The organism is Lysobacter sp. M15 (assembly GCF_022662515.1).
Taxonomy (GTDB): domain Bacteria; phylum Pseudomonadota; class Gammaproteobacteria; order Xanthomonadales; family Xanthomonadaceae; genus JAKPBU01.
Window position 1 is genome coordinate 129,664 of record NZ_JAKPBV010000006.1, and the last position, 24,784, is coordinate 154,447.

Annotated in this window: 23 protein-coding genes; 14 read left to right on the forward strand and 9 right to left on the reverse strand. The window is 65.9% G+C overall.

Annotated elements, in window-relative coordinates; all coding sequences use genetic code 11:
* Positions 1-92 precede the first annotated feature (92 nt).
* A complete protein-coding gene (locus MC380_RS05780; RefSeq protein ID WP_343223543.1) occupies positions 93-899 on the reverse strand; it encodes an arginase family protein in 807 nt (268 codons plus the stop codon).
* A gap of 115 nt (positions 900-1,014) precedes the next feature.
* Positions 1,015-2,127, reverse strand: coding sequence for an ABC transporter substrate-binding protein (locus tag MC380_RS05785; protein WP_242163572.1), 1,113 nt, complete (start codon positions 2,125-2,127; stop codon positions 1,015-1,017).
* 492 nt (positions 2,128-2,619) lie between these two features.
* On the opposite strand from MC380_RS05785, the gene MC380_RS05790 reads away from it, so the two are divergent.
* From MC380_RS05790 to MC380_RS05825, 8 genes are all read left to right on the forward strand, one after another.
* Positions 2,620-3,138 (forward strand): methyltransferase domain-containing protein, encoded by a 519-nt coding sequence (locus MC380_RS05790; RefSeq protein WP_343223544.1) that lies wholly within the window; start codon positions 2,620-2,622, stop codon positions 3,136-3,138.
* A 291-nt stretch (positions 3,139-3,429) separates the two neighbouring features.
* Complete coding sequence (locus MC380_RS05795; RefSeq protein WP_242163574.1) at positions 3,430-4,008, forward strand: TetR/AcrR family transcriptional regulator; 579 nt, start codon at positions 3,430-3,432, stop codon at positions 4,006-4,008.
* A 215-nt stretch (positions 4,009-4,223) separates the two neighbouring features.
* The gene (locus tag MC380_RS05800) at positions 4,224-5,225 is read left to right on the forward strand and encodes an NADP-dependent oxidoreductase (protein WP_242163576.1); all 1,002 of its coding nucleotides are present in this window, start codon (positions 4,224-4,226) and stop codon (positions 5,223-5,225) included.
* Between the two features lie 116 nt (positions 5,226-5,341).
* The gene (locus MC380_RS05805; protein ID WP_242163578.1) at positions 5,342-6,130 is read left to right on the forward strand and encodes an SDR family oxidoreductase; all 789 of its coding nucleotides are present in this window, start codon (positions 5,342-5,344) and stop codon (positions 6,128-6,130) included.
* Between the two features lie 342 nt (positions 6,131-6,472).
* The gene (locus tag MC380_RS05810) at positions 6,473-7,297 is read left to right on the forward strand and encodes a nuclear transport factor 2 family protein (RefSeq protein ID WP_242163580.1); all 825 of its coding nucleotides are present in this window, start codon (positions 6,473-6,475) and stop codon (positions 7,295-7,297) included.
* Positions 7,298-7,472: 175 nt separating this feature from the next.
* Positions 7,473-7,805: an autorepressor SdpR family transcription factor gene (locus MC380_RS05815; RefSeq protein ID WP_242163582.1), complete on the forward strand. Its 333-nt coding sequence runs from the start codon at positions 7,473-7,475 to the stop codon at positions 7,803-7,805.
* On the forward strand, positions 7,802-8,233 hold the full coding sequence (locus tag MC380_RS05820) for a hypothetical protein (protein ID WP_242163584.1): 432 nt from the start codon (positions 7,802-7,804) through the stop codon (positions 8,231-8,233). The genes MC380_RS05815 and MC380_RS05820 overlap by 4 nt, the downstream gene beginning before the upstream one ends.
* 643 nt (positions 8,234-8,876) lie before the next feature.
* Entirely contained in the window at positions 8,877-9,365 is a 489-nt protein-coding gene (locus MC380_RS05825; protein ID WP_242163586.1) for a VOC family protein, read from the forward strand.
* Between the two features lie 195 nt (positions 9,366-9,560).
* Here the strand turns inward: MC380_RS05825 and MC380_RS05830 are convergent, their stop codons facing one another.
* From MC380_RS05830 to ompR, 3 genes are read right to left on the reverse strand one after another with little or no spacing between them, the layout of a single operon-like run.
* On the reverse strand, positions 9,561-10,358 hold the full coding sequence (locus tag MC380_RS05830; RefSeq protein ID WP_242163588.1) for an alpha/beta hydrolase: 798 nt from the start codon (positions 10,356-10,358) through the stop codon (positions 9,561-9,563).
* 47 nt (positions 10,359-10,405) lie between these two features.
* Entirely contained in the window at positions 10,406-11,671 is a 1,266-nt protein-coding gene (locus MC380_RS05835; RefSeq protein WP_242102518.1) for an ATP-binding protein, read from the reverse strand.
* Positions 11,668-12,387, reverse strand: a complete 720-nt coding sequence (ompR, locus tag MC380_RS05840; protein WP_242102517.1) for a two-component system response regulator OmpR — start codon at positions 12,385-12,387, stop codon at positions 11,668-11,670. Before ompR ends, MC380_RS05835 begins: the two co-directional genes overlap by 4 nt.
* A 189-nt stretch (positions 12,388-12,576) precedes the next feature.
* Between ompR and MC380_RS05845 the strand changes: the two genes are divergently transcribed.
* From MC380_RS05845 to MC380_RS05860, 4 genes are all read left to right on the forward strand, one after another.
* Complete coding sequence (locus tag MC380_RS05845) at positions 12,577-13,200, forward strand: hypothetical protein (protein WP_242102516.1); 624 nt, start codon at positions 12,577-12,579, stop codon at positions 13,198-13,200.
* Positions 13,201-13,254: 54 nt separating this feature from the next.
* The gene (locus MC380_RS05850; RefSeq protein WP_242163590.1) at positions 13,255-13,542 is read left to right on the forward strand and encodes a hypothetical protein; all 288 of its coding nucleotides are present in this window, start codon (positions 13,255-13,257) and stop codon (positions 13,540-13,542) included.
* 18 nt (positions 13,543-13,560) lie between these two features.
* A complete protein-coding gene (locus tag MC380_RS05855) occupies positions 13,561-14,442 on the forward strand; it encodes a sterol desaturase family protein (protein WP_242163591.1) in 882 nt (293 codons plus the stop codon).
* 220 nt (positions 14,443-14,662) lie between these two features.
* On the forward strand, positions 14,663-15,136 hold the full coding sequence (locus MC380_RS05860) for a PaaI family thioesterase (RefSeq protein ID WP_242163593.1): 474 nt from the start codon (positions 14,663-14,665) through the stop codon (positions 15,134-15,136).
* 270 nt (positions 15,137-15,406) lie between these two features.
* Here the strand turns inward: MC380_RS05860 and MC380_RS05865 are convergent, their stop codons facing one another.
* A complete protein-coding gene (locus MC380_RS05865) occupies positions 15,407-16,426 on the reverse strand; it encodes an alpha/beta hydrolase (RefSeq protein WP_242163595.1) in 1,020 nt (339 codons plus the stop codon).
* 233 nt (positions 16,427-16,659) lie between these two features.
* Positions 16,660-17,388 (reverse strand): 2OG-Fe(II) oxygenase, encoded by a 729-nt coding sequence (locus tag MC380_RS05870; RefSeq protein WP_242163597.1) that lies wholly within the window; start codon positions 17,386-17,388, stop codon positions 16,660-16,662.
* A gap of 599 nt (positions 17,389-17,987) precedes the next feature.
* Here MC380_RS05870 and MC380_RS05875 point away from each other — a divergent pair.
* Positions 17,988-21,383, forward strand: coding sequence for an autotransporter outer membrane beta-barrel domain-containing protein (locus tag MC380_RS05875; RefSeq protein WP_242102510.1), 3,396 nt, complete (start codon positions 17,988-17,990; stop codon positions 21,381-21,383).
* 531 nt (positions 21,384-21,914) lie between these two features.
* Positions 21,915-22,883, forward strand: coding sequence for a transporter (locus MC380_RS05880; protein ID WP_242163599.1), 969 nt, complete (start codon positions 21,915-21,917; stop codon positions 22,881-22,883).
* Between the two features lie 166 nt (positions 22,884-23,049).
* On the opposite strand, the gene MC380_RS05885 is transcribed toward MC380_RS05880, so the two are convergent.
* Both MC380_RS05885 and MC380_RS05890 read right to left on the reverse strand, forming a co-directional pair.
* Positions 23,050-24,111, reverse strand: a complete 1,062-nt coding sequence (locus tag MC380_RS05885) for a FecR domain-containing protein (RefSeq protein ID WP_242163600.1) — start codon at positions 24,109-24,111, stop codon at positions 23,050-23,052.
* Positions 24,112-24,113: 2 nt separating this feature from the next.
* The gene (locus tag MC380_RS05890) at positions 24,114-24,683 is read right to left on the reverse strand and encodes a sigma-70 family RNA polymerase sigma factor (protein ID WP_242163602.1); all 570 of its coding nucleotides are present in this window, start codon (positions 24,681-24,683) and stop codon (positions 24,114-24,116) included.
* Positions 24,684-24,784: the final 101 nt, after the last annotated feature.

Here is a 24,784-nt window from a genome sequence, read left to right on the forward strand (position 1 = left end):
CGCAACGAACATGCGATCGGTCAAACGAGGCGAACGAAAACGCGTTTCCAGTGATGTGGGAAGAGCGAGCCGTACCTGTTCTGTTTGTAGCGTCAGCCTGCGACCGCCGCCTCGCATAACCGCTCGAGGAAGCGGCTGCCCTCCATCGCACCGCGCCCGTCGGCGGGCGCGAATTCGGTGATCGTGAGCCCGACCAGCGCGCAGCCGGCGGCGGCCCCGCGCACCACAGCCAGGCCTGCTTCCATCGACAGCCTGCCCTCCGGATAGGCCACATGCGGGAATGCGGCGGGATCGAGCGCATCCAGATCGAAATGCACATGGATAGGCCCCGAAACCGGTCGATCGGGATCGAGCCACGACAAGGCGTTATTGCGTTGGAATTCCCAGTCGCCATCATCGCCCACGTGCGCCGCGACATAACGGAATTGCGAGGGCGGCAGCGGCGTTGAGAGCAGCGCCCGCAGATCGGCCGGGGCCGAGCCCATGATCGCGGCGACCGGCATGCCGTGGAAGTTGCCGCTGGGCGAAGTCGCTGCCGTGTTGGCATCCAGATGCGCGTCCACCCAGAGCACGGTCAGGTCCGGGTAGCGTCCATGCAGATAATCGATCACGGCGACGTCGCAGGCGCAGTCTCCACCAGCGGTCAACACGGAACGCGGCTGCTTCTCGTCGAGCATCGCCTTGGCCGAACGGAACTGCTCGACGATCGCGGTCCAGCGATGGATCCCGCCGACATCCTCGCCTGCTCCGGCATCGGGAACCTGCACCAGCGGCCCGTACCGGCGGCAGACCTCAGCCGCAGCCAGTGCGCCCCTGCGCAGATGCTGCGAACGCCCTGATCCCTGCCACTGCGGATAGGACAGAACCAGGTCGAACTTGTGATCCGCACTTTGCATCATGATCTCCAGCGATTACCGACACTATCCTGCTTCAAGTCCGCTCTTGCAGGGCGGGTCTTGACCCGCCTTACGCGGACTGGCTGGCTCACCGCCCGGAGGTGCGCCAGGGCGCACCCTAAGGTGCGGCGTGGAGGATCCGGAAGCGATCGGGCTGCACCGGATCCCGATCGACGACCTGGATGGGCGGCCAGGCCCATTGCCAGACGCCGATGCCTGGCGTGCGCGAGAACGTGATCTGGCCACGCGTGCCTTCGACGGAAACACCCGGCCATGATTCGGCGATGCGCGGCCGGTCCACGCCGTGGGAACGCAGCACATCGGCGAGAACGGTGATGGTGTCGTAGCCTTCGAAGGCGACGAACGAGGGTACTTCGCCCAGCCGCTCACGCAGTGCCGTCTCGACTCGGGCCCCGAGTGCCCCGAGCCGCTCGGGCAGATAGCGCAGGAACGGGATCGCGGCGCCGTCGTCACCCAGCAACCTCGCCCATTCGGTGAACTCCGGTTGCCCGGCCGGCGCGCCCATCATGATCCCGGCCAGGCGCGGGTCGTGGCGGACGGCTTTGACGATCGACACTGCCGGCTCCGGAGTGCCGACCAGTAGAAGCAGGGCTGTCGCGCGGTTGTCGACGAGTGCGTCGCACACCGCCGCGGCGCCCAGCGCACCCATGTCGAATTCGATCACCGTGCCGCCGCGCGGCGCGAGGGTGTCCCGCAGAATGCGGGTTCCTGATGCCCAGTAGACGCTCGACTGGGCTGCCACGGCGATCCGGCTGTGGCCCGCGCCGAGCAGGAAATCCGCGTAGATCCGCCAGCCGCGGGACTGCGCCGGGGCCAGGCGCGCGACCCAGTGCGTTGGCTGTTCGGTGAGCGCGTCGAGCACCGCCGACGAGCACAGGAAGGGCAGGCCGAGCGCGTCGGCCCTGGCAGCCACCGCGCGAGCGACCACGCTGTGATACTCCCCCGCCAAGGCAACCGCGCCCAGGCGAGCCAATTCATCCACGGCCGCCGCGGCCCGCTGCGGATCAGCGGCGGTGTCTCGCACCATCAGCTCGAGTGGCCTTCCGTCGATTCCGCCGGCGCCGTTGACTTCGCAAACGCCCAGCTCGAGCCCAGCGAGCAGGTGCTGGCCCGCCTCCACCCAGCCAGGCCGCCTCAGCGGTACCAGCGCGCCGATCCGGACGGCGGATGCGTCAGTCTGCTTTGCTGCGGATGATGATTCCGAACTCATGCCTGGGCGTTTCCGGGAAGCGATCCGGTTGCAGTATCGCCGGATCGCTGAGTGAAAGCGGGCATCAGCGAACCGGCCATGCGGGGTACCCGCGCCGATCCCGGATGCCTTGTCTCTCGCGCAACACCGAACCTGTTCCCGTTTCCCTTACGCTTGCCAACTCGAGGCCGACAGGACGCAGGGAAGAATGATGGAGTTTCCCGAAACGACTTCGCCAGACGAGCGCGCAACGAGCGGCGTCCGTGCCGTGGACTACGATGCGGAGCTCCAGCTGCACGACCGCGCGTTCCGCCGTGCGTGCGCGATTCATGCCCACGAGCGCGTGCTGGACATCGGATGCGGAGCCGGCAAGACCACCCGCGATGCGGCGCGCGCCGCATCGGCCGGCCGCGCGGTGGGCAGCGACAACTCGGCACCGATGATCGCCCGCGCCCGCGAACTTGCCGCCTCGCCCGCGCACGCGAACTTGCCGCAGCCGAAGGGGTGCGCAACGTGCGATTCGAGCACGGCGACGCGCAGACGCATCCGTTGCCGGCGCAGGGTTTCGACGTCGCGATCAGTCGGTTCGGCACGATGTTCTTCGCCGATCCCATCACGGCATTGCGCAACGTCCGTGGCGCGCTGGCGGCCGACGGCCGTCTGGTCATGATGGTGTGGCAGGCACTCGAGGCCAACGAGTGGTCCCTGGCGATCCAGGGAGACCGTCCGCAGTCCTCGGCCGCGTTCTCGCTTGCAGACTCCGCGGTTGTCGAGCGGATTCTGGATGCAGCCGGCTTCGCGGATGCGACGTTCCAGGACGTGCACGAACCCGTGTACTACGGCGACAGCGTCGAAGCCGCGTTGCAATGGATCGGGCGATTCCAGGCCACGCGCGAAGCGTCGCCATCGCTGGATGCGGCTTCCGCCGAGCGCGAGCGGGCGCGACTCCGCGCAATCGTCGCGCAACATCATCGCGATGACGGCGTGTGGTTCGACTCGCGGGCGTGGATCGTCAGCGCCGGTTGCCGGTGAACCCCATGGGCCGCTTGCCCGCCGATGCCGCCACGCGGCTGGCGGGCGATTGGCCGCACGCCCGCACACCAGTTCGGCGACGATCTTGCGGACGTCACCGCGGACACTACCAGCAGCTCGAACACATAGGCAGGGCTGGCTTCGCCAGGCTAAAACGCCGTTGCAGGGCAAATCGACCAACGGCACAGGAAGTCACTGCCGCCAGGCACCCACCGGTATCCCGCGACCCACATCTACCGTTCGTCGCCCTCCGCTTGCATCAGGCGTCAGACATTATATGATGCGTGTAATATGAGAAAGACGGCCACCCGATCCAAGGAAGCCACTCACGACCGCATCGTCGAGGCAGCGGCGCGTGCGATCCGACGTAGCGGCTATAACGGCACTGGCGTTGCGGACATCATGAAGGCCGCTGGCCTGACCCACGGCGGCTTCTATGCCCATTTCGCTTCGCGCGAGGCCATGTTGGCCGAGGCGGCGGATCGTGCGGGTAGCGAAGCCGTGCAGGCGATGGAGAGCGTGGCTGCGGCCGTGCCTCCCGGGCAGACGTTTCAGGCGATGGTGCAGGCCTACCTCTCTGAAATGCACGTAAACAGTATCGAAACGGGGTGCGCGACGGCCGCCCTCGGCTCGGAGATGCCCCGCCAGACGCCAGAAGTACGACGAGCCGCCACGCGCCGCATCAAGGAAATGATCGACCTTATCGCACGCCAGTTTCCCGACTGGGGAGAACCCGGTGTGCACGAACGCGCCATGGTGACTGCCTCCACCATGGTCGGAGCGTTGATATTGGCTCGCGCCGTCGATGATCCGCGGCTCTCGGATGCGTTGCGCAAGGCCGCACTGAACCATCTCATTTCCAACGACTAACGCAGAGGGCATTCCGCGACCTATTTGCCGCCACGAAATATGATGTTCGTCATACTCTGATGTCGCTCCGATTCATGCCAGCGATAAAGGCAAGCAGGCGCATATCGCATCGCTCCAAGCGTCCTTGGGGTCAATGGCCGGGACATGCCCTGCGCAAGCGAACCACCGCATTCGTCATTTGCCACAACTCGATGCATCTACGAGAGAAAAACACCATGAAAGCTTTCATCATCGATCGCTACGGCAAGAAGGAACCGATGCGGTTAGGCGAAGTGCCCGAGCCCGTGCTCCGGGACGATGAAGTATTGATCCAGGTTCACGCGGCAGCCTTGAATCCGTTGGATTCCAAGATCAAGAGCGGTGAATTCAAGCTCATGCTGCCTTACCGCATGCCGCTCGTCCTGGGCCATGACGTGGCAGGTATCGTGACCCGCATTGGCCCTCGTGTTCGGCAGTTCAAAGTAGGCGACGAGGTCTATTCGCGGCCTTCGGATCTGCGCATCGGCACCTTCGCGGAGCTCGTCGCCGTGAACGAGAACGATGTCGCGCCGAAACCAGGCAACATCACCATGGAAGAAGCCGCATCGCTTCCGTTGGTGAGCCTGACCGCCTGGCAGGCGCTGGTTGAACGAGCCAATCTGCAGGCCGGGCAAAAGATCTTCATCCAAGCAGGGTCCGGCGGTGTAGGCATTTCCGCCATCCAGCTGGCGAAGCAGCTCGGGGCCACGGTCGCCACGACGACCAGCAGTGCCAACGTCGATCTGGTGAAGAGCCTGGGCGCGGACACCGTCATCGACTACAAGAACGAGGATTTCGAGAAGGTCCTGCGGAACTACGACGTCGTTCTGCATAGCCAGGACGCGGGCGCCTTGGAGAAGTCCCTGCGTGTCCTGAAACCAGGCGGGACGCTCATTTCGATCTCCGGCCCTCCCGACCCGGCATTCGCGACCCGCATTGGGGCGTCGTGGTTGGTCCGTCTTGTCATTCGCCTGCTGAGTGCCGGCGTCAGAAGAAGAGCCCAATGCAGGTCTGTGAAGTACTCCTTCCTTTTCATGCGGGCCAACGGCCAACAGCTGCGGGAGATTGGCCGGCTGGTCGAGGCTGGCGCCATTCGCCCGGTGATCGATCGCAGCTTCGCCTTTGAGTCAGCCAACGAGGCTTTGGCCTACGTCGAATCCGGTCGCTCGAAAGGCAAAGTCGTTCTCAAGGTCAAATAGTCAGAACGCCGCCACCGACGCCTCGTGCGGCTTGAACGCTCGGACGCCGCGCTGTCGCACGCCGCATTTCTCTTCATACATTCACCAAACACCTCCCCGCAAAAGAGAGCCAACCCATGACCACTACTCCTGCAGTCCTCATTACCGGCGCGTCGTCCGGTATCGGTGCGACCTACGCCGAGCGCTTCGCACGGCGCGGCCACGACCTCGTGCTGGTTGCCCGAGACAAATCACGACTGGAAACCCTTGCGGCTCGGCTGCGCGAAGAACACGGAGTTGCAGTCGATATCCTCCAGGCCGATCTCACCCAGACCGACGATCTGGCCGCCGTCGAAACGCGCCTGCGCGACGACTCCCGCATCGGGATCCTTGTCAACAATGCCGGGGCAACCCAGTCCGGCAGCTTCATCGATCAGGCGACCGATGATGTCGCTCGCATTGTCGCGCTCAACACCACCGCTCTTGTCCGACTCGCCAATGCAATCGCCCCGCGGCTTGCCCGGGCCGGCGAAGGCGCGATCGTCAATATCGGCTCAGTGGTTGGATTGGCGCCGGAGTTCGGCATGTCGGTCTACGGTGCGACCAAGGCCTTCGCGCTGTTCCTCTCCCAGGGCCTGAGCCTGGAGCTTTCGCCCAAGGGCGTTTATGTGCAGGCAGTCCTCCCCGCGGGTACCCGCACGGAGATCTGGGAGCGTGCGGGCATCGACATCAATGCGCTCCCCGATTTGATGGAAGTGGGCGAATTGGTGGACGCAGCGCTGGTTGCTTTCGACCGCCGCGAGCTGGTGACCATCCCGCCACTGCAGGCCGCCGCGCGCTGGGACGCGTTGGATGCAGCACGGCAAACCCTGCTTTCGGACATCAGGCAGGCGCATGTCGCGGAGCGATATCGCACGGCCACGTAAAACGCTCTCCAACGAACCAACGTTCGACTAAAGCGGGCTGCCTTGCGGAGGTCGCAGCGGACATTGCCCGCAGCTCGAGCCCATAAGCTGGATTGGCTCCATATTGCCCAACGGCGGGGATGGGCGGCTTATACATAAACCGCACTTATGCCTGGTGATGCTTTTTCTCGTTGTGGGTCTTTCGAGCTCCCCATAGCATCCCGAAAGACCCAACTCCGCCGCTTTCCGCCTTATAGGGAATCCTTGCCAAGGCCTTCTTATGGCAAGGACGGGAGGTTATTGCCCTGCCCCTGCCGCCCTCCAAAGGCAATGGCGACGCCCAGACATCACGGAATCGAACCCATGCGCGCCCTCTTGCTGCTTATCGCTTCATGGCTGTGTGCACCCGCTGCACTCGCAGCTATCGCCTCCCCCAATGTCGCCGAAGCGATCGTGCTCAAGCATTTCGAAGCAAGAAACCGCGCCGATCCTGATGCATTGCTTGCGGTGCTGTCGCCCGATGTGCAGATATACGAGCGACCCAACGGCCCGCATCGCCTGGTGGGACTGCTTTCCGACCAGGTCGGGACCCACGATCGGGTTCGCAACTACTTCCGCGACGAATTCCAGAAGCCACGGCCCCGGCACGAGATCGTCGACATGGTTTCACTCGGGGAGCTGGTCGTGTCGCGGGCGGCCATCACATTACCCGACCACACGCCTCCCGACCATGTGCTCACGGCCTTTCGCGTGCGTGATGGCGCCATCGATCGCATCTGGCACATCGCCATGGTGGAGGATGCCACGCCCGATCTGGGTGCTGACGCACAAGCCGTGACGCGGCAGTTGCAGATCGCGGCCAATCGCGCAGACGCGGATGGCTTTGTGGGCCTGTTTCACGACGATGCCCGACACTTTCATCCGCGCCGCGATCCCAGCGTATTGGGCGGCGCGCCATCGCCAAAGGTCTTCGATCGGGCCAGCCGCACGCGCGCGCACCGTGAGATGTTCGCCAACGGGCCCACTGCACAGGTGCGCATCACCGACTCGGTGGCGCTCGGCGAGTGGGTTGCGGACATCGAGGAGTTCCGCTTCCCGGACGGACGCATCGAAGACCATCTCACCATCAACCGCGTGCGCGACGGCCTGATTCTCGACACATGGCATCTGGCGGACCAGGAGCGCTAGCCTGCCTGATGGGCCGCCGGGATGGCGCGCAAACGCGTCACCGATGTTGCTGGTGGGCGAAGCGAAAGGTGATGGTCTGACCACGCGGGTCCCAGAACCCCAGAATTAACAAGCACTTGGCCAAGCATCAAAGCTCTGCTTGACTTTATATTCGATACTTAGCTAAATAGCGACAATGAACGCCGTCTTCAAGGCTCTGGCCGACCCGACCCGCCGCAAGGTGCTCGAGTTGCTGCGCCAGCGGCCGATGGCCGCGGGGGAGCTGGCCGACCATTTCCCGGTGTCGCGCCCGACCATGTCGGCGCACTTCACGGTGCTGCGCGAGGCGGATCTGATCGAGGCGCGCAGGATCGGCACCAGCATCATCTATCAGTTGAAGTTGTCGGTGCTGGAGGACGCGCTCCTGGGCTTCGCCCGGCTGTTCGGCGCCGGTGCCGGAAGCCCCGCGACAGCCGATGCCGCCGAACAGATCGCACCCGAACAGGCCCAAAAAGGAGCCGTCGAATGAACGACACACCCAGTTCCCGCACCGCCAGGAAACGCATCGTCAGTGCCCTCATCATCGCGGGCGTGCAGGTCGGCGGCGCCCTGCTGCTGAGCTATGCCCGCAAGCAGGGAATGATCGACGGGGAAACCGTGACCCGCGGGGTCATGGTGCTGATCGGCCTCGGCCTTGCGGCCTTCGGCAACACCATGCCGAAGATGCTCGATGGACCGCCCCGCTCCATTCGCCAAGCAACGGCGGCGCAATCGGTGCTGCGTGTGGGCGGCTGGGCGATGACGCTGTCGGGCCTCGCCTTCGCCGCGCTGTGGGCGTTCGCACCGCGGCGCGGCGCAGAAATCGCTTCGGTCGCGGTCGTCGCCGCTGGCATGGCGTTCATGCTCGGCTACACAGTGCGCACGGGTATCGCCTTCCGGACGTCGACGAGCGACTGAGCCGGGCGTCGGGAAACATCGCAGGGCTCAGTGGAACGCCGGGCCGTAACGAAGGGTCCCCTGGTCCAGCGAAAAGGTGAGAGCGCACCTGACCGGGAGCCTGTCTCAAGGTCCCGAAGCTTGCGTGCAAGCCCTGGACCCTTGCGCGCAAAGCGCGGAGCTCCAGGCGCCGACCAGATTGGTCCGAACGCCAACCGCCGAGGCTTGCGCGCAAGCGAAAAAGCCTTGCGCGCAACCGGATCTGGCTTGCGCGCGAGGCACCGCGATACCAATCGCAAGCCGATTTGGCTTGCGCGCAACCGGATTTCGCTTGCGCGCAAGGCACCGGCATACCAATCGCAAGCCGGTTCGGCTTGCGCGCGACTGGATTTCGCTTGCGCGCAAATCAAATTGGCCGGAAGGCCGAGCTCCGAGGCTTGCGCCCAATGCTCGGCGGTCGGTGCGTGAGGCGCTGGCGGGTGCGGGGCTCTGGTTGGCCCTGGGATCCCGCCTTGCACCGGCTTCCAAGGTGGCGGGCAGATGCCCGCCCTACGCCGGCATGGATGCGTGGGACGGACTTCCTTGTCGATTTCACGGTCGGCCAACCGTCGAGGGACTACAGGCGGCCGTTCTGGCGCCCCTTCACTCACCCAGGAGCCTTGCCATGACCAACCCCGCCAAGAACACGATCTGCCTCTGGTACGACGGGACCGCGCTGGATGCGGCCAACTTCTACGCCGAGACGTTTCCCGACAGTGCGGTGACCGCGGTGCACCGCGCGCCCGGCGACTACCCCGACGGCAAGCAGGGCGACATCCTGACGGTGGAGTTCACGGTCATGGGCATTCCCTGCGTGGGCCTGAACGGCGGCCCGACGTTCAAGCACAGCGAGGCGTTCTCGTTCCAGATCTCCACCGTCGACCAGGCCGAAACCGACCGCCTGTGGAACGCCATCGTCGACAACGGCGGTGAGGAAAGCATGTGCGGCTGGTGCAAGGACAAGTGGGGCCTGTCGTGGCAGATCTCGCCGCGCGTCCTGCTCGACGCCGTCACCAACGCCGACCCGGCCATCGCCAAGCGCGCGTTCGAGGCGATGATGCAGATGAAGAAGATCGACATCGCCGCGATCGAGGCCGCAGTGCAAGGCAAGTGACTGCGCAGCCGGCATGCGTGCGCATACTCCGATTTCGAGGACGTGCACCTGGGCCGGTTTCCCGCTTGGTCAATCCGGGCCACCAGCAATCGCCAAGCCTTGGAGAAGATCCATAGGTGCGTGCGCCCTTCGCGGCGCACGCCATCCCTCGAACGCTGCGCAATGGCACCGGGCCTGGCCCCATTTTCATCAACGCTACGCCTTCCCTGCACGAGGTCCGGTATCGCGCGCCAAGGCCTGCGCAAGCGCCTGCGGCGCAGCCAGGTGCGGGCAGTGGCCCGAATCGAATGTCTCGGGCGTCACGCCAACGATTTCCCGCGCAGTCCTGCGCATCCAGGCCGGCTGGAACACGCGGTCCTGCGCGCAGACCAGATAGCGGGCCTGGATCGCCGGATGCCGGTCCGCGAAGACATCCTGCCAGATCCGTTTCGCCGCGAACTGGATCCGGTGGCGTTTGATTTCCTCGACGACCGCCGGGTCGCAGTCGTGGTACAGGAACTGGCGCGCGATCGCCTCGTCCTTCGAACTGCGATGCCCCGCTTCCACCCAGTCCGCCCAGTACATGTCCGGCGTGCGCTCGAACTGCTGGCGGAAGCTCAAGCCAGCGGCGGGAACGGCCGCGGCGATGTAGATCAGTTGTGCCGCGTGGTTGTGGGCCGCTATCGCGGGCAACAGGAGACCGCTGATCGAATGTGCAACCACGACCAGCGGCCCGCGTACCGACACTTCGCGCAGCTGCGCATCGATGGCGGAGATGCAACGCTCGGTGCTCGCAGCCGGATCTTCATACGGCACGCTCGGTGTGACGACGCGGTGCCCGAGGCGACGCAGCTCCCGCGCCAGCCAGCGCCAACCACCAGGTCCATGGGTGGAGCCGTGCAGCAGGCAATAGGTCCTGCGCTCGCTGGAGGCCACGCTGGTGCCCAGCACGGCGGCGCCCAGTGCTGTAACTGCCCCTTGCAGCAGGCGCCTGCGGGAAAATCCGATGGGCATGCGTACTGTTTCCTTCATTCGTGGTGCGCAGGTTCAGTCTGCACGCGTCAGCTGCCGCGCAACACGAGCGTTGCCAGCAGGCCGCGGGGCCCGTTGCTGGACAGGAGCAGCGCGCCGCCATGCTGTCGCGCCACGCGATCCACGATGGCCAGGCCCAGACCGGTGCCGCCGCCGTCACCGTGCACGAACGGCTGGCGCACGCGGTCGGCCATCGTTTCCGGCAGGCCCGGCCCCTGGTCGGCCACGTCGATGCGCCAGGCGTCGCCCTCGCGTGCCAGCCGCAGCCTGTACGGCGGCGCGCCATGCCGCTGCGCATTCGCAAGCAGGTTTTCCAGTGCACGCAACAAGGCCATCGGTTTCCCCGTCATCGGCGCGTACACGGGGGTTTCGACCTGCCATGCCTGCTCCGACGCGCCGGCCGCGTTGCGGCACAGCACCGCCAGGTCGAGCGTCTCGCTGGCTTCGTCGCGGCCGTCGCGCGCATAGGCGATGAATTGCGACAGGATGGCGTCGATCTCGGCGATATCGCGATGCATGCCTGCAAGCAGTTCCGGATCGGCGCCGGGCTGCAGCTCAAGGGCATATTGAAGCCGGGTCAACGGTGTGCGCAGATCGTGGGAGATGCCGGCGAGCATCAGGGTGCGCTCTTCGGCTGCTTCGCGCACATCCTTGCTGGAATCGGTCAATGCGCGCGAGAGTTCCTCGACCTCACGCGGCCCGGCCATGATCCCGGGCGGTGGCGATTCGCCGCGCACCAGCGCCGGCGCCGCATGCGCAAGGCGTCGCAGCGGCACCACCAGGCGGCGCGCGTAGTAGCCGGCCGCCAGCCACACCAGCGCCGCACCGACAATGAGCATCAGCAGCGAGAAGCGCAGTGCCCGCTTGCCACCGCGATCGAAGGCGAACGAAACCCAGAGCACTGGTCGCGTATCCAGCTTCACCCACACCACATTCGCCTTGCCGACGGCACCCAGCCTCAGTTCGCGCCCCGGGCCGAGCTGTTGCGGCGCCTGCTCCAGCACTTCGCGCATGAACGGCGCGATGCGCATTTCCCGCGCGGGCGGAACGCCGTCGCGCACCTCCAGGCCGGCCTCGCGCAAATGCTGCGCGGCGCGGTCCCGGGATTGGCTGCGCGCGAGTTCCTCGGCGACGTCGGCGAACGCGTCCAGCGCACGCAGCAGTTGTCCCGCCGCAGACCCGGTGGCCAGCTCGCGGCCCAGCGCGACGGCCAGCACCGCTGCGCCCAGCAGCACCAGGCCGATCACGAGCACCAGCTGGGAGAACACGCTGCGCGGCAGGGGCAGCGCGATCATGCCGAGCCTCCCGGCGGCACGTACACATAGCCCACGCCCCACACAGTCTGGATGATGCGGGGGTTGCGCGGGTCATCCTCCAGAACGCGGCGCAGGCGCCCGACGGTAACGTCCATGCTGCGCTCGAAGGCATCGTGTTCGCGGCCGCGGGCCAGACTCATCAGGCGGTCGCGGCTGAGCGGCTGGCGCGGGTGCCGCAACAGCACCGCCAGCACCGCGAACTCGCCCGATGTCAGCCGCAGCGGTTCGCCATCCCGACTCAGTTCGCGCCGGCCCAGATCCAGGCGGAACGGTCCGAAGCGGATCTCGCCGCCTTCCACCTGCGGCGCGCCCGGCACCGGGCGCGCGCGCCGCAGCACCGATCGGATCCGCGCCAGCAGCTCGCGCGGATTGACCGGTTTTGGCAGGTAGTCGTCGGCGCCGATTTCCAGGCCGACGATGCGGTCGATCTCGTCGCCTTTCGCGGTCAGCATGACGATCGGCGTGGGGTCTCCCTGGCCACGCAGGCGGCGGCAGATCTCCAGCCCGTCCTCGCCCGGCAGCATCAGGTCCAGCACGATCAGGTCGTAATGGCCGCGGTCCAGCGCCTGCTGCATCTGCGTGCCGTCGCCCACGCCCTTGACTTCGAAGCCCTGCGATTCGAGATAGCGCAGCAGCAGGTCGCGCAGGCGGATGTCGTCGTCGACCAGCAGGATGCGCGCGAGTGGTTCGTCCATGGCATCCACTATCGGGGATGGCCGCAGCTCCGCGCAAACGCCCCCCGCCGGCAAGTTTGTAATCGGATGTTTCCGTGCGGCGTTCCCGACACATCCGATGGCCAATACGACACATCCCTCCCCAACCGGCGGCTTAGCGTGTGCCCACCGCGATGCACGACGCGTCGCACCTACCGGAAGGAGACACCCATGAACAAGACTCCAGTGCTTCTTGCGCTGCTGACGTTGACCGGCGCCCTGGTTTCCACGGTTCCAGACGCGTCCGCGCAGGGTCGCGTCCGCGGCCGTGGCGTGGCCCATTCCGCCGAGGGCGGCCGCTTCGCCGCGACGCGTGCCGCCGGCCACGGCGAACGCGGGGCCTATGCCCGAGGTCGCAATGTGTACAGCGACGGCCAGGGCAACGTCGATGGACGCAGCCGTGCCTACGCCATCGGTGCCGACGGCGGCACCGCGCAGCGCCAGGGCAGCTTCTATCGCAATGCCGACGGCAGCGCCGGTCGCCAGGCCAGCGCATCCGTGCACGGCGCCGATGGCGGCAGCGCGCAGCGTCAGGACAGCGCCTACCGCAACGCCGACGGTAGCGCCGGCCGTCAGCGCAGCGCTTCGGTCAACGGCGCCAATGGCGGCACTGCGAACACCAGCGGCAACATCACGCGCGACGCCGATGGCAATGTCGACGGCAGCCGCAGTACCAGCGCCACGGGCCGGAACGGCAACAGCTACAACGGTTCGACCACGCTCGACAACGGCGTTGTCACCCACAGCCACAGCTGCACCAATGCGGCCGGTGACGTCATCGCCTGTCGCAACTAACCGTCCTCCCCCGGCCAGGGACGGCCACCTTTCTTCAACCCACGAGACCTTTCCATGTCCAAATCCAGCCTTTACGTACTCGCGGCCGTGCTGCTCGCCCTGTCCACCACCGCATGCGCGCAGAACAGCGATCGCAGGGCGCAAGCCAGGCAAGCCATGATGGACAAGCTGAAAGCCGCCGACGCCAACAACGACGGCTACATCGACCGCGAGGAGGCCGATGCCAGCCTGCCGCGCGTGGCCAAGGGCTTCGACCAGCTCGACGCCGACCAGGACGGCAGGCTGTCGAGCGACGAACTCAAGCAAGCCGCGAGCATGGCGCGCCAGCGGTTCCGCCGCTAAACGTCAGGGGCTGGGGCCATGGAGGTGTCACCGTTCGCGCTGGTGCTGACGCCGCTGCCGTTGCTGGCGCTGATCGCAGCGGTCGAAGGCTGGCTGCTGCGGCGGATCGGCCGCGACCACGACTGGAAAGCCTACTGGGCCTCGCTGGGCGACGCCGCAGGCCGCATCGCGGTGAACCTGATGCTGAAGTCTGGCGTCGTCGGCGTGGTGCTGTACGCCGTCTGGGAGTGGCGCGTGGCGACCTTCCCCATGGATCGCTGGTGGCACTGGGCGCTGCTCTTCCTGGGGCAGGAATTCTGCTACTACTGGATGCATCGCGCCGATCATCGCGTGCGCTGGCTGTGGTTGAACCACTCGGTGCATCACAGTTCCAACCAGTACACGCTGTCTGCGGCCTACAGGCTCGGCTGGACGGGCAAGATCACCGGCGCAGCAGTGATCTTTGCCCCACTGGTGTGGATCGGCTTTCCGGTACCGCTGGTGGTGGCGGCAGTGGCCGGCAACCTGCTGTACCAGTTCTGGCTGCACACCGAGCTGATCGGCAGGCTGCCGCGCCCGATCGAGTACATCTTCAACACGCCGTCCCACCATCGGGTGCACCACGCCAGCAACCCGGGTTACATCGACTGCAACTACGGTGGCATCCTGATCGTGTTCGACCGCCTGTTCGGCAGCTTCCGCCGCGAGCGTGAAGAGGAACCGCCGCGATACGGCCTGACCAGCCCACTGCACTCCTACAATCCGGTGCGCATCGCCTTCCACGCCTGGACCACGATGTTCCGCGACATGCGACAGGCGCGCGGCTGGGGACAGCGGGTCAAGGTCCTGTTCGGTCCGCCGGAATACAAACCCTTCCAGAGCACGCCTCCCGCCGCACCGACGGGTACCGACGCACACTGACCGACTTCGATCCGCCCGGCTACCTAGGCGCGGGCAGCGCGAAGGCGACGTGTGCCCGTAATCGCCGCGCCCGTCTCGGTGGTGCGCAGGTTCTGCGCCTCCTGCATCACGTGGATCGAGCGCTGCCGATTGGGTCGAGCCAGGCCATGGCTTGGAGCGCGCCCCTGCCCTGTCGAGCCTGCCAGCAGTCACCACACTTCCTCTCCAATGGTCCAACGCGATGTCCATCTCTCTTGAAGCCGCGCAACGGGTGTTGCGGGCTCAGCCATTCAGTGAACTCCTTGGGGCCGAAGTTGTGCGGTTCTCGGAGAACATGGTCGAGCTGCATGTTCCCATCCTGGAGCACCTCAAACAGCAGTACGGGTTCGTACACGGCGGGGTCATCTCTTACGCGGCGGACAACGCCCTCACGTTCGCCGGTGGGTATGCACTGGGGCCGTCCGTGGTCACCTCGGAATTCAAGATCAACTATGTCCGTCCAGCTGTCGGCGATGTGCTCATCGCCCGGGCGAGCGTCGTCCATGCGGGCGCCATGCAGGCCGTCTGCCGTTGCGACGTTTTAAGCCTGGGGAGGGATGGCGAGGTTCTGTGCGCGGTTGCGCAAGGCACCATTGCCGCGATCAGTCACCGTAAAGGCGCGATGCCCGCCGTGGTAAGACACGATCGACCGGACCGGAGCGGCGCGGTCGCATGAAGCAGCCGGGATGAAACCCAGGCGCCGCAATCGGTCGTGGATCGTGTGTCGTGGCTTCGTAACCCGCGGACATCTGACCGAGCCTGAGCACTCCGTTTCGGCGTACAGCCCACGGGGCGCTCGATCCGGAACTGTTTGCCGCCAAGGCAGCGCATCGCACAAGCGCGACCTCCAAGCTTGCGGGCGACACGAACGCGCTGGAGTGCGGATCGATACGCCTACTCCAAACGCATCGGGGCGGCCGCGGGTCGCCTCACTTCAGCCGAGTGCTCAGTGCAAGAGACTTTCCATGAACGCATCCACCTGCCGCGTGTACGCGCCCGGCACTCCCAGATCGCGATTGACCGCCATATGCGACAGAGCCGCCGGCAGGACCTCCATGCGCGTGCGCAGGCGGGTGGCTTCGTTCGCCATCGCGCGGGCCTGTTTGCAAGGGTCGTCCGGGCGGCGTGTCGAACAGACCGCCAGCATCGGCAGCGCGGCCGGGGTCAGGCGATGCTGCGGCGATGCAGCGCGCCAGAACGCGGGATCCTCACCGAATGCCTCGTCGAACAGGCGCGGGTGGCGTGGCGATCGCATGATCCGGACCACATCCAGCGCGCCGCTATCCAGCAACACGGCGCCCAGCGGCCGACGCACGCCGAAGGGCTGGCCCACAGCGGGATCTGCGCTCAGCAGCGCGACCAGATGCGCGCCCGCCGAATGACCCATGAGCACGAAGCGATCCGGATTGCCGCCCCAGGCCGGCGCCTCCTTCTGGGCGACCGCCAGCGCGCGGGCGATATCGCGCGCCTGCGCCAACGGGTCCGCATCCGGAATCAGCCGGTATCCCGTTGACACCAGGATGTAGCCCTTCGGCAGCCAGCAATCGGCCTTGTTGGGGATCAGCCCGGGATGATCCTTCCATCCGCGTCGCCAGCCGCCGCCATGCACCAGGAACAGGACGGGGGCATTCCTGGCCTCGGGGGGGATGTACACATCGAAGCGCTGGCGCGGATCGGGCCCGTACGCCATGTCGGCCAGCACCCGCGTGCCCGCGGGCACATTGCTTTCCGCTGCGCTGGCGATACCGGGAGCGCACTGCGCCACAAGAAGGCACATCACAGTGATGAGTTGTTTGAACATGGCAGGTGCTCGGCTTCTGCTGCGGCCGGGAGTTCCGCGTCGTGTGGTCCGGACGATGGCGGGCGCCGCGAACAGGTGCAAGCGGTGTTGCCGCGCCAGTTGTAACCGGGTATTTCCGAAGGACGCCGGCGACATATCCTGTCTGCATTGCAGTTCTGGCGTCATGGTCGCCGCCTAAGGCCGGCACGAACCTTGGCGTGCGGACGACGAGAACACATGGGCCGCATCCGCCAACCAAGCATCGTGGAGGACCTGAACCAGAGACGCTGGGCTGATGGAGCCGATCGAACCCACGGCCCCGACTGATTGCCTCAGCGGGCTTTTGGCCTCCTCTCGCGGCACGATCCGATGGGAGACGCAAACGCCGTGCCCGGCGTATCTTAGGGAGTTTGCGTGGCTCAAGTCGCGTCGTGAAAGATCACGCCAACGGTATGGCGATGACCAGAGCGCAGGCGGCTGACGCCGTGGCGCATGTTGACCCGATACGCGCCACGTGTGCCTTTGACCGGGCGGTGGTGCACCGCAAAGATCACAGCATCGCCCTGCTGCAAGGGAACCACCATCGGGCGCGATTGCATACGCGGGCGCTGCTCGGTGAGCACGAACTCGCCGCCAGTGAAGTCGTGCTCCGGCTGGGACAGCAGGATCGCAACCTGCAGCGGAAACACATGTTCGCCGTACAGATCCTGGTGCAGGCAGTTGTAGTCCCCTGCGCCGTACTTGAGGATCAGGGGCGTGGGCCGCACCTGGCCGGCATGGTGGCACCGATCGATGAATGCCTCGTGCCTGTCCGAAAAGCGCACATCGATGTTCAGGGCCTGGTGCCAGCGATTGGCGACCGGCACCAGTTGTGGATAGAACGCGGCGCGCAACTGCTGGACGATGTTGGGGAGGGGATAGCGGAAGTACTTGTATTCGCCGCGACCGAAGCCATGACGGGCCATGACGACCCGGCTCCGGTAGAGATGGTCGTTGTCGTATTGCCCTGCCAAAGCGTCGCATTCGCCTGGCGAGAGCAGGCCCGGGATCAGGGCGTTGCCCTGCTCGTCCAGATCCGTGGCGATCTGGGTCCAATCCAGCGTATCAATGCGATTGCCAATACCTGCACTGCCGGCAAGGCAGCGCACGTCACGTTCGGTTGCGTCCGCGGGTTTTGTGCCTGCTTTCATGCATGCTCCAGTGCGTGATGCGACGCGTTCCGGTTGCGTTGTCGCCTGGGGACTTCGCGCGCTACGTTCGAACTGCGCGCGACTGCGGCGCCGGCGTTACCGGTGGAAGGCCCTCTATCGACTTGGTCGAGAGATGCGTTCCAAGCACTTCCATGATCCGGGGTAGACACGATGGGTGATATCCGATTCTTGCGCCGGGACTCACCAGCTCAGGAATTGTCCACGACACCTCTTCCGGATTTGCCATCTGCCCTGAAGATGTCCGCGTTTAGGTAGTGATCCGCCATCGGGCGGGCACTGCGCCGCGCGCGCGCGGCCCGCCGCCGGGATGTCCGCGCATCAGAAGCCCAACCTTGATCGCTGCTTTTCTACGTCGCCCTAGCGCGTGGAACTTCCCTTGCAACGTTTGCTCACCACATACCGCTGCACGCGAACGCGGTCACACAACGACCTTCGTATCGATCAGTTCTGCGGGCACTATGCTAGTTTTCTGAAGGGAGAAATTTCGGACTGCATGCACCAGCAATGCAGTCCTTTGCACCATTTTGGGGAGATCCATGTCCGATCCACGGTCGAGGCGCGATCAGCGCCTGCTTGCAACACGCACCGCGTACCAACCGAGCACCACGTACCAAGCGATCCGGCAATCGCAACTCCCGCCGCTCTGGCAACAATCCCTGATCGACAACGCGCGGCTCGAAGCCCGTCGCCTAGAGTCGCAGCGCCGCCTGAAGACATTGTCTTTCTCCGTGGCGACGGCGCTGGTTGCCGGCGCATTCGCACGACCCGGCGCGGTGCATGCGGTCGACTACAACGACACGATCACCGGCGTCGCCGAACACGATCGCGACGGCGGCAGCGGCGGCTACGATCCCGGCTACGACATTGCCATCGACGACGATGGCATGCTGCATTACGCGTTCGCCGACGGCGACAGCGTGGCGCTGGAAGGCGTCGACGTCGACCTGCATGCAATGTCCGTGACCCGCGGCAACCCGCCGGTGGTGCTGGACGTGGCCGGCGGCGGCTGGCTGGAGCTGTCGGCGATCCGCGGCGAGAGCACCGTCCGTGGCTCAGCTGTCGGCATCCTCAACGATGGCAATACGGTCACCGTCAACGGCAACACCAGGATCTCCGCCAACGCCGACGACACGGATCACGGCATGGGCCTCGGCAACAGCGCGCAAGCGGTGATCGGCCGCGGCGGCAGCACCACGGTCTTCAACGGCGCCACCGACTTCCACGCCCGCACGCAGGGCTTTGCGCGCGGGGTCTGGGCCGAGGGAGCCAGCACCATCATCTTCAACGGCCCGACCACGATCCTCGCCGAGAGCCGCGGCACGCTCGATGCGGTCTACAACTCGCAAGGCAGCAACATCACCTTCAACGGCGACACCACCATCTCGGCGCTGTCGATCTGGCCCAGCGACAACGCCCATGCGATCTACAACGACAACACCAACAGCGTGCTGACGGTGAACGGCAACCTGTCGCTGACCACGGCTGCCTCGGGCTCGACCGCATTCGGCGTGCGCAACCAGGGCGACATGGAGGTCTTCGGCGATGCCACCGTCAGCGTGACGGGCACGCGCTCCGCGCATGGCATCTCCAACCAACACCGCAACGCGTGGATGATCTGGCACGGCGACGTCGACGTGCGTGTGTTCAGCGAAGGGAATGAAAACGGCTACGCGCCGTTCGGCAATCCCTCCGGCCTCAACAATGACCGCTCCCCCGGTGCGCTCATGCGCTTCGAGGGCGCAGTGAACGTCGATGTCACTTCGGAGGCGGAAACCTACGGCCTGGTCAGCAGCGGCCACATCGAGTTCACCTCGCCCACCGCGCCGGTGTCGTTCACCGTCACCGCCATTTGCAACCCGCCCGACCACCCAGATTGTGACCGCGACCGCGACGTGTACGGCATCCGCAACTTCGGCACCGTCAACGTCGCCGGGGGACTGACCGTGTCGACGAGCCCGTTCGGCACCGGCGCTGCGTATTCGATCTGGAGCGTACCGATCGATATCCAGGACGCCAGCGTCACCGTCAACCAGGCCGGCGGTCAGCGCGTGCAGCTCGACGGCGACATCGCGACCGCGACCGAAGCCGTCAACGACAACATCGGCTCGGTCGACATCAATTTCGACACCTCCGACTCCTGGCTGCGCGGCCTGGTCGGCGGCGTGCAGACCAGTACCAGCTACAGCGTCGGCCGCGCCGATCTCACGTTTGCGAACGGCGCTGCGTGGATGCCGCAGGGCGCCGGCACGCTGTCGAACGACGTCGGCGCAGGCACGCTCACCCTCGGCAACGGCGGCACGATCGACATGGCCGCGCACTGGGGCGGCTTCGAACCTGGCGCGGTGCCCGCGCATGGCTACCGCACGCTGGTCATCGACAGCAGCACGGGCAATGGCACGGTCGCGCTCGGCGACGGCGCGCGCTTCCATCTGCTCAGCGACATCACCGGCCAGTCCGGCACCGCCACCGCCGACCGCATCGTGTTCGGCGGTGGCATCAGCAACTTCTCCGCGACCGGCGCGCAGGGCATCGCCATCGTCTACGACCCGGTGCTCGACGACACCTCATGGGTCAATCAGACCACCCTGAGCGACGGCACCACGATCCCGGCCACGACACCGATCGTCATCGTCGATGCCAGCGCCGCCGCCGGCGGCGCGGCCGCGTTCGCGGCAGTAGCGGGCCTCGACCGCCAGTGGAGCGGCACCTTCGAAAACGCGCTGGTGCAGTTCACCTATACGCCGCAAGTGGAACTGGACGCCGACGGCAGCACCATCATGCTGACCGGGATCGAGATCCAGGGTTCTGGTAATGGCGATGGCGATGGCGGCAATGGCGGCGACGGTGATGGTGATGGCGACGGTGGCGGCGATGGTGATGGCGACAATGACGGTGGCGGTGATGGTGATGGTGATGGCGACAATGGCGGCGACGGCGACAGTGGCGGCGATGGCGACGGCGACAGTGGCGGCGATGGCGATGGTCCGGACATCGACATCCGCCCTTCTGAAACCGTCCTCACCGCAGCCGAAGCCGTGGACAGTGTCCTCAACCTGTGGACACTCGCCGAATCCGGCAGCCAGCGGCGCATGCAGGGATTGGCGCGCGGTCACGGCGATGCGCAGGCCGGCGGCGTCTGGGCACGCGTCGATGGCGGTCGCCTGACCGCAGACGCCGCGTACGCGCGCAAGCACCAGCAGGACTACACCGGCTTCACCATCGGCGCCGACCGCCGCTTCGCGCTCGATGCCGGCGACAACTACACCGGCATCAGCGTAGGCCGCGTCCGCGCCAATGCCGACTACACCGGCGGCGACGGGGAACTCACCGGTACCAGCTTCGGCCTGTACAGCACATGGATCTTCGACAGCAGCGCCTATGTGCTCGTCGGTGCGGACACCGCCTCACTGGAGAACCTCTACGCCGCGCGCGACTCCACCGGCGCCGAAATCCGCGGCCGCTACCACACGCGTGCGCACCGGCTCCATGCCGAAGGCGGCTTTCCAATCCACGTCGCGCAGGACTGGTACATCGAACCGCAGGTCGGCCTGTCAGTCGGCCGCGTCAACGGCAGCGAGCACACCACCAGCAACGGCGTGCTCGTCCGCCACGACGATTACGACGCCTCCTACGTCCGCGCCGGCGTCGCCATCGGCCGCACATTGCAAGGCCAGCGGCTACGCGGCGACGTCTACGCCCGAGCCGCCGCACGACAGGATTTCGGCGACGACCCACGCATCACTGCCTCCCGCGACGGCGGCAGCATCGTCCCCGACACCGTCGACCGCACCGGCGCCGGCGGCGAATTCGCATTGGGTGCCAACCTCGGCGTCGGCAAGCGCGCCGGCGTGTTCTTCGAGGCGTCGCGAGCGACCGGCAACGGCACGGAGCGCGACTGGGGCGCGCAGGCCGGTGTGCGCTTCAACTGGTAGCAGGACGATCGCGCAGGGCCTAACGAGCGGTAGCAGAGCCCCGGGCAGGGCCAAAGGCCGCAGCCGGGATTTGAGGTCGAGCACCGGATGCCCGAAAGGGAGAACGGCGTCAGGGACAGTTTCCGAGAGGCCCAGTTTGGAATCACCCCTGACGCATTTTCCCCTTCCTCAGGCAGCAAATATCCCAAACATCTTCTGCCGCGCTGCGCATCATGAATCGTCCCTGATACTTTTTTGTTGCCGATGTGGGCTCCCTCCCATTAAACCTGCGCCCGCAAGCGGCACCGGCCACTCAGCCGGGTGACGCCGCCCTTCGATTTACTCCATCCCCGTCGGGTTAACAGCGAAAGAACTTGATAGTTCCGCGCCCGCTGCCCTGCCAGCATGCCCGGCACGCCAACGGCCGCCGCGCCGCCATTCGGGGAATGCAACATGTTGCCAACACGCCGTCAGCAGGAATCGCGCGTTCGCGCCCGCCAACGCCGCCGCGCGGGCAGAATCCGGGCTGGCTCCGCCACCGCACACGGACCGATGCCGCCACGCCACTTGCTGTCTGCCTTGCTGCTGGCATCGCTGCTGCTGCCCGCCGCCATCCCCGCGCTCGCTGCGGATGCACCGCTGCGCCAGTCCCTGGACGACGCCTGGTGGACCGGGCCGATCATCGCCAACAGCGCCGTCACCCTGCCGCAGGGCCATTACCTGATCGAGCCTTATCTCTACGACGTGATCTCCGAAGACGCGGAAAGCTTCGGCTCGCTCACCTTCATGCTTTACGGCGCCACCGACGCGCTGACCGTCGGCCTGGTACCGGTGTTCGGCTACAACAAGGTTGGTGGCGGCGGCGACGGCATGCACAGCGCTGGCCCCGAACTCGCCGATTCCAGCGTGCTGCTGCAGTACCGCCTGCGCCAGTACCAGGAAGGCAGCTGGCTGCCCGCCGTTTCCCTGCAGCTGCAACACACCCTGCCGACGGGCAAGTACGACCGGCTCGATCCCAGCGGCGTCGACGGTTTCGGCGGCGGCGCGCACAGCACCCTGCTGCAGCTCAATACCCAGACCTATTTGTGGATGCCCACCGGCCGCATCCTGCGCATGCGCCTGAACCTGGGCGCCACGCGCTCGCGCGAGGCCGGGCTGCGCGACGTCAGCGTCTACGGCACCCCGGAAGGCTTCCGCGGCCACGCCCGCCCGGGCGACAGCTGGAACGTCAATGCCGCCTGGGAATACAGCCTGACCCGGAACTGGGTGCTGGCGCTGGACCTGGCCTACCGCCATAGCGACAGCACGAAGGTCAGCGGCGTGGTCCGCGACGGCGAACAGGACCCCACGCCCATCCCGCTGCGCTTCGAATCCGGCTCCAGCGAAGCCTGGTACCTGGCGCCTGCGGTGGAATACAACTTCAGCCCCCGCTTCGGCATCCTCGTCGGCGCGCGCCTGATCCGCGGCCGCAACACCATCGATTCGGTGACGCCGGTGGTCGCGTTCAATTACGTGCATTGAGCGGCGGGACGCCAGATGGCGATGCCGCGGATCGCAGAGGCTGCGGATCGGCGCGCTACGCCGAAAGGTGCGCCTGTGACGGGGGGCCAAACCGGAGTGGACGGACGGGATCAGCGCGGCTTGCCCCTTCCGCTCCCTTCAGTCCAGTCCTCTTAAAGCCCAATCTTCATTTGTGCATCAACTGGATCCGATTGCCTACGTGCTTCGCTCGCACCGGCATCGTTGCTTCCCAAGCCGCGACGACGAGTTCCGGGTCGCCGGCCATATAACTGCCGCTAACTCTGAGCTCTCCCAGCTTCGGTTCTGCCAGTTCGATCTTGACGTGTCTGGAATATCGATTCACATCGACGATGGCCTCGGCCAGGGACACGTTCTCGAACAACAGACGCCCGCGTGTCCACGCCAAGGTTGAGGATGGATTCGCTGTAGCTGTCTGGAAACTGGAGGCCCCTACCGTCCACCAACCGCGCTGACCCGGCGCAAGCGTCGTGGACAACGAGCTGCCGGAACGCTGCATGAGCACCTTTCCTTCTTCCAGTACGACCTCTGTACGTTCAGCGGTCTGACTGACCTGGAAACGCGTGCCCAAGACGACCGTCTCGACCTGACCGCTAGCCACCACGAAGGGTGAATGCCGAGGATCCTTGGTTACATTGAGGTACACGCGGCCAGCGGGCAGCACAAGACGGCGCGTATCGCCAAGCCTCACGTAGTCGACAGCCGTGCCCGCGTCCAGGGTGAGACGCGTCCCATCGGGCAGCAGCACTGCGCGCGTTGTCTCGTCAGCCTGGTAATGCAGTACGTTCGGCGTTGCGGCCTGCTGCCAATGCAGGCCTACGGCGACTACCGCCAAGGTGGCCGCCAGAGCGAGCGCAGCCTTGAGGAATCCTGTGCTTGCGCGCTCGCGGGAACGCGACGTTGGCGAGAACACCAGGTCGCTCCAGTTGGCCAGCGCTTCGACCTTGGGCGTACCGAGCACTGCCCGCTGCATCGCCTCCTGCTTCCAGCGGCGCCATTGCGGGTCGGGTCGATGATCAAGCGCGTCGATGCAGGCACCGCTCCACTCGCTGACGGCAAACGCCTCCGCATGCGCGGCCACCGCCATCCATCGGCCGAATTCCTCGAGCTCTTCCTGCTTCATATCGCCGCGCTGGACATTCCGGAGCCACTCCCGCGCCTGGGAATCGATCTGGATGCGTTGCAGGTCGCCGACAGCTGCCCCTGTCATCGTCATTCTCCTTCCCATACACGCGCATGCTCGCGCAGCTCTCGAAGTGCGCGGCTGATCTGCTTCTCCACCAGCTTGATGGAAACGCCGCAGCGCTTCGCGATCTCGAGATTGCTCAATCCATTGCTGCGACTGAGCAGAAATACATGCCGACAACCCGGCGGCAAACGACCGATCACTTCTTTCACCAGCTCCAGCGTCTGCGCTGCCGAGGCAGAACGCTCCGGGCCGGGCTCCGTAGCCACCCTCTGCTCGAGCGCGTCAGGTTGCTCGGTGTAGGGCGCACGCTTTTTGGCCCGGGCGAAGTCGATCGCCACGCGCCCTGCAATGTGAAAGCAGACTGAAACCGGCGCCCTTACTTCTGATTGGGCGGCGTAGCTCCATACACGCAGACTGGTTTCCTGAAGGGCATCGTGGACATCGGCAGGGTCGTGCAATTTGCGGCGCAGGAATGCCATGAGCGCCGGGCGCAGCTGTTGTAACCAGACCTCAAGGTGCCGCGGTTCACCGGCGGCAACATCGCGGTCGATGCCCTCAATGTCCGCACCCGGCTTCACCTGCCCATGCACCATTTGAACCGCCCGCTTCTGCGCCTTCCACGGTGAAAGGCGGCCAGGCAGGGCCAGACCCTACCTTCCCATGCCCGACTGCGCCTGGGAAGCCATGAGCGCCC

Coding starts and splice junctions, on each gene's coding strand:
- ompR (WP_242102517.1), bottom strand. CDS start 12,387: ATGGACGAACCACTCGCGCGCATCCTGCTGGTCGACGACGACATCCGC.
- MC380_RS05845 (WP_242102516.1), top strand. CDS start 12,577: ATGAACAAGACTCCAGTGCTTCTTGCGCTGCTGACGTTGACCGGCGCC.
- MC380_RS05880 (WP_242163599.1), top strand. CDS start 21,915: ATGCCGCCACGCCACTTGCTGTCTGCCTTGCTGCTGGCATCGCTGCTG.
- MC380_RS05805 (WP_242163578.1), top strand. CDS start 5,342: ATGACCACTACTCCTGCAGTCCTCATTACCGGCGCGTCGTCCGGTATC.
- MC380_RS05850 (WP_242163590.1), top strand. CDS start 13,255: ATGTCCAAATCCAGCCTTTACGTACTCGCGGCCGTGCTGCTCGCCCTG.
- MC380_RS05865 (WP_242163595.1), bottom strand. CDS start 16,426: ATGACGCCAGAACTGCAATGCAGACAGGATATGTCGCCGGCGTCCTTC.
- MC380_RS05875 (WP_242102510.1), top strand. CDS start 17,988: ATGTCCGATCCACGGTCGAGGCGCGATCAGCGCCTGCTTGCAACACGC.
- MC380_RS05825 (WP_242163586.1), top strand. CDS start 8,877: ATGACCAACCCCGCCAAGAACACGATCTGCCTCTGGTACGACGGGACC.
- MC380_RS05885 (WP_242163600.1), bottom strand. CDS start 24,111: ATGACAGGGGCAGCTGTCGGCGACCTGCAACGCATCCAGATCGATTCC.
- MC380_RS05820 (WP_242163584.1), top strand. CDS start 7,802: ATGAACGACACACCCAGTTCCCGCACCGCCAGGAAACGCATCGTCAGT.
- MC380_RS05800 (WP_242163576.1), top strand. CDS start 4,224: ATGAAAGCTTTCATCATCGATCGCTACGGCAAGAAGGAACCGATGCGG.
- MC380_RS05795 (WP_242163574.1), top strand. CDS start 3,430: ATGAGAAAGACGGCCACCCGATCCAAGGAAGCCACTCACGACCGCATC.
- MC380_RS05830 (WP_242163588.1), bottom strand. CDS start 10,358: ATGCCCATCGGATTTTCCCGCAGGCGCCTGCTGCAAGGGGCAGTTACA.
- MC380_RS05890 (WP_242163602.1), bottom strand. CDS start 24,683: ATGGTGCATGGGCAGGTGAAGCCGGGTGCGGACATTGAGGGCATCGAC.
- MC380_RS05785 (WP_242163572.1), bottom strand. CDS start 2,127: ATGAGTTCGGAATCATCATCCGCAGCAAAGCAGACTGACGCATCCGCC.
- MC380_RS05780 (WP_343223543.1), bottom strand. CDS start 899: ATGATGCAAAGTGCGGATCACAAGTTCGACCTGGTTCTGTCCTATCCG.
- MC380_RS05810 (WP_242163580.1), top strand. CDS start 6,473: ATGCGCGCCCTCTTGCTGCTTATCGCTTCATGGCTGTGTGCACCCGCT.
- MC380_RS05860 (WP_242163593.1), top strand. CDS start 14,663: ATGTCCATCTCTCTTGAAGCCGCGCAACGGGTGTTGCGGGCTCAGCCA.
- MC380_RS05855 (WP_242163591.1), top strand. CDS start 13,561: ATGGAGGTGTCACCGTTCGCGCTGGTGCTGACGCCGCTGCCGTTGCTG.
- MC380_RS05835 (WP_242102518.1), bottom strand. CDS start 11,671: ATGATCGCGCTGCCCCTGCCGCGCAGCGTGTTCTCCCAGCTGGTGCTC.
- MC380_RS05815 (WP_242163582.1), top strand. CDS start 7,473: ATGAACGCCGTCTTCAAGGCTCTGGCCGACCCGACCCGCCGCAAGGTG.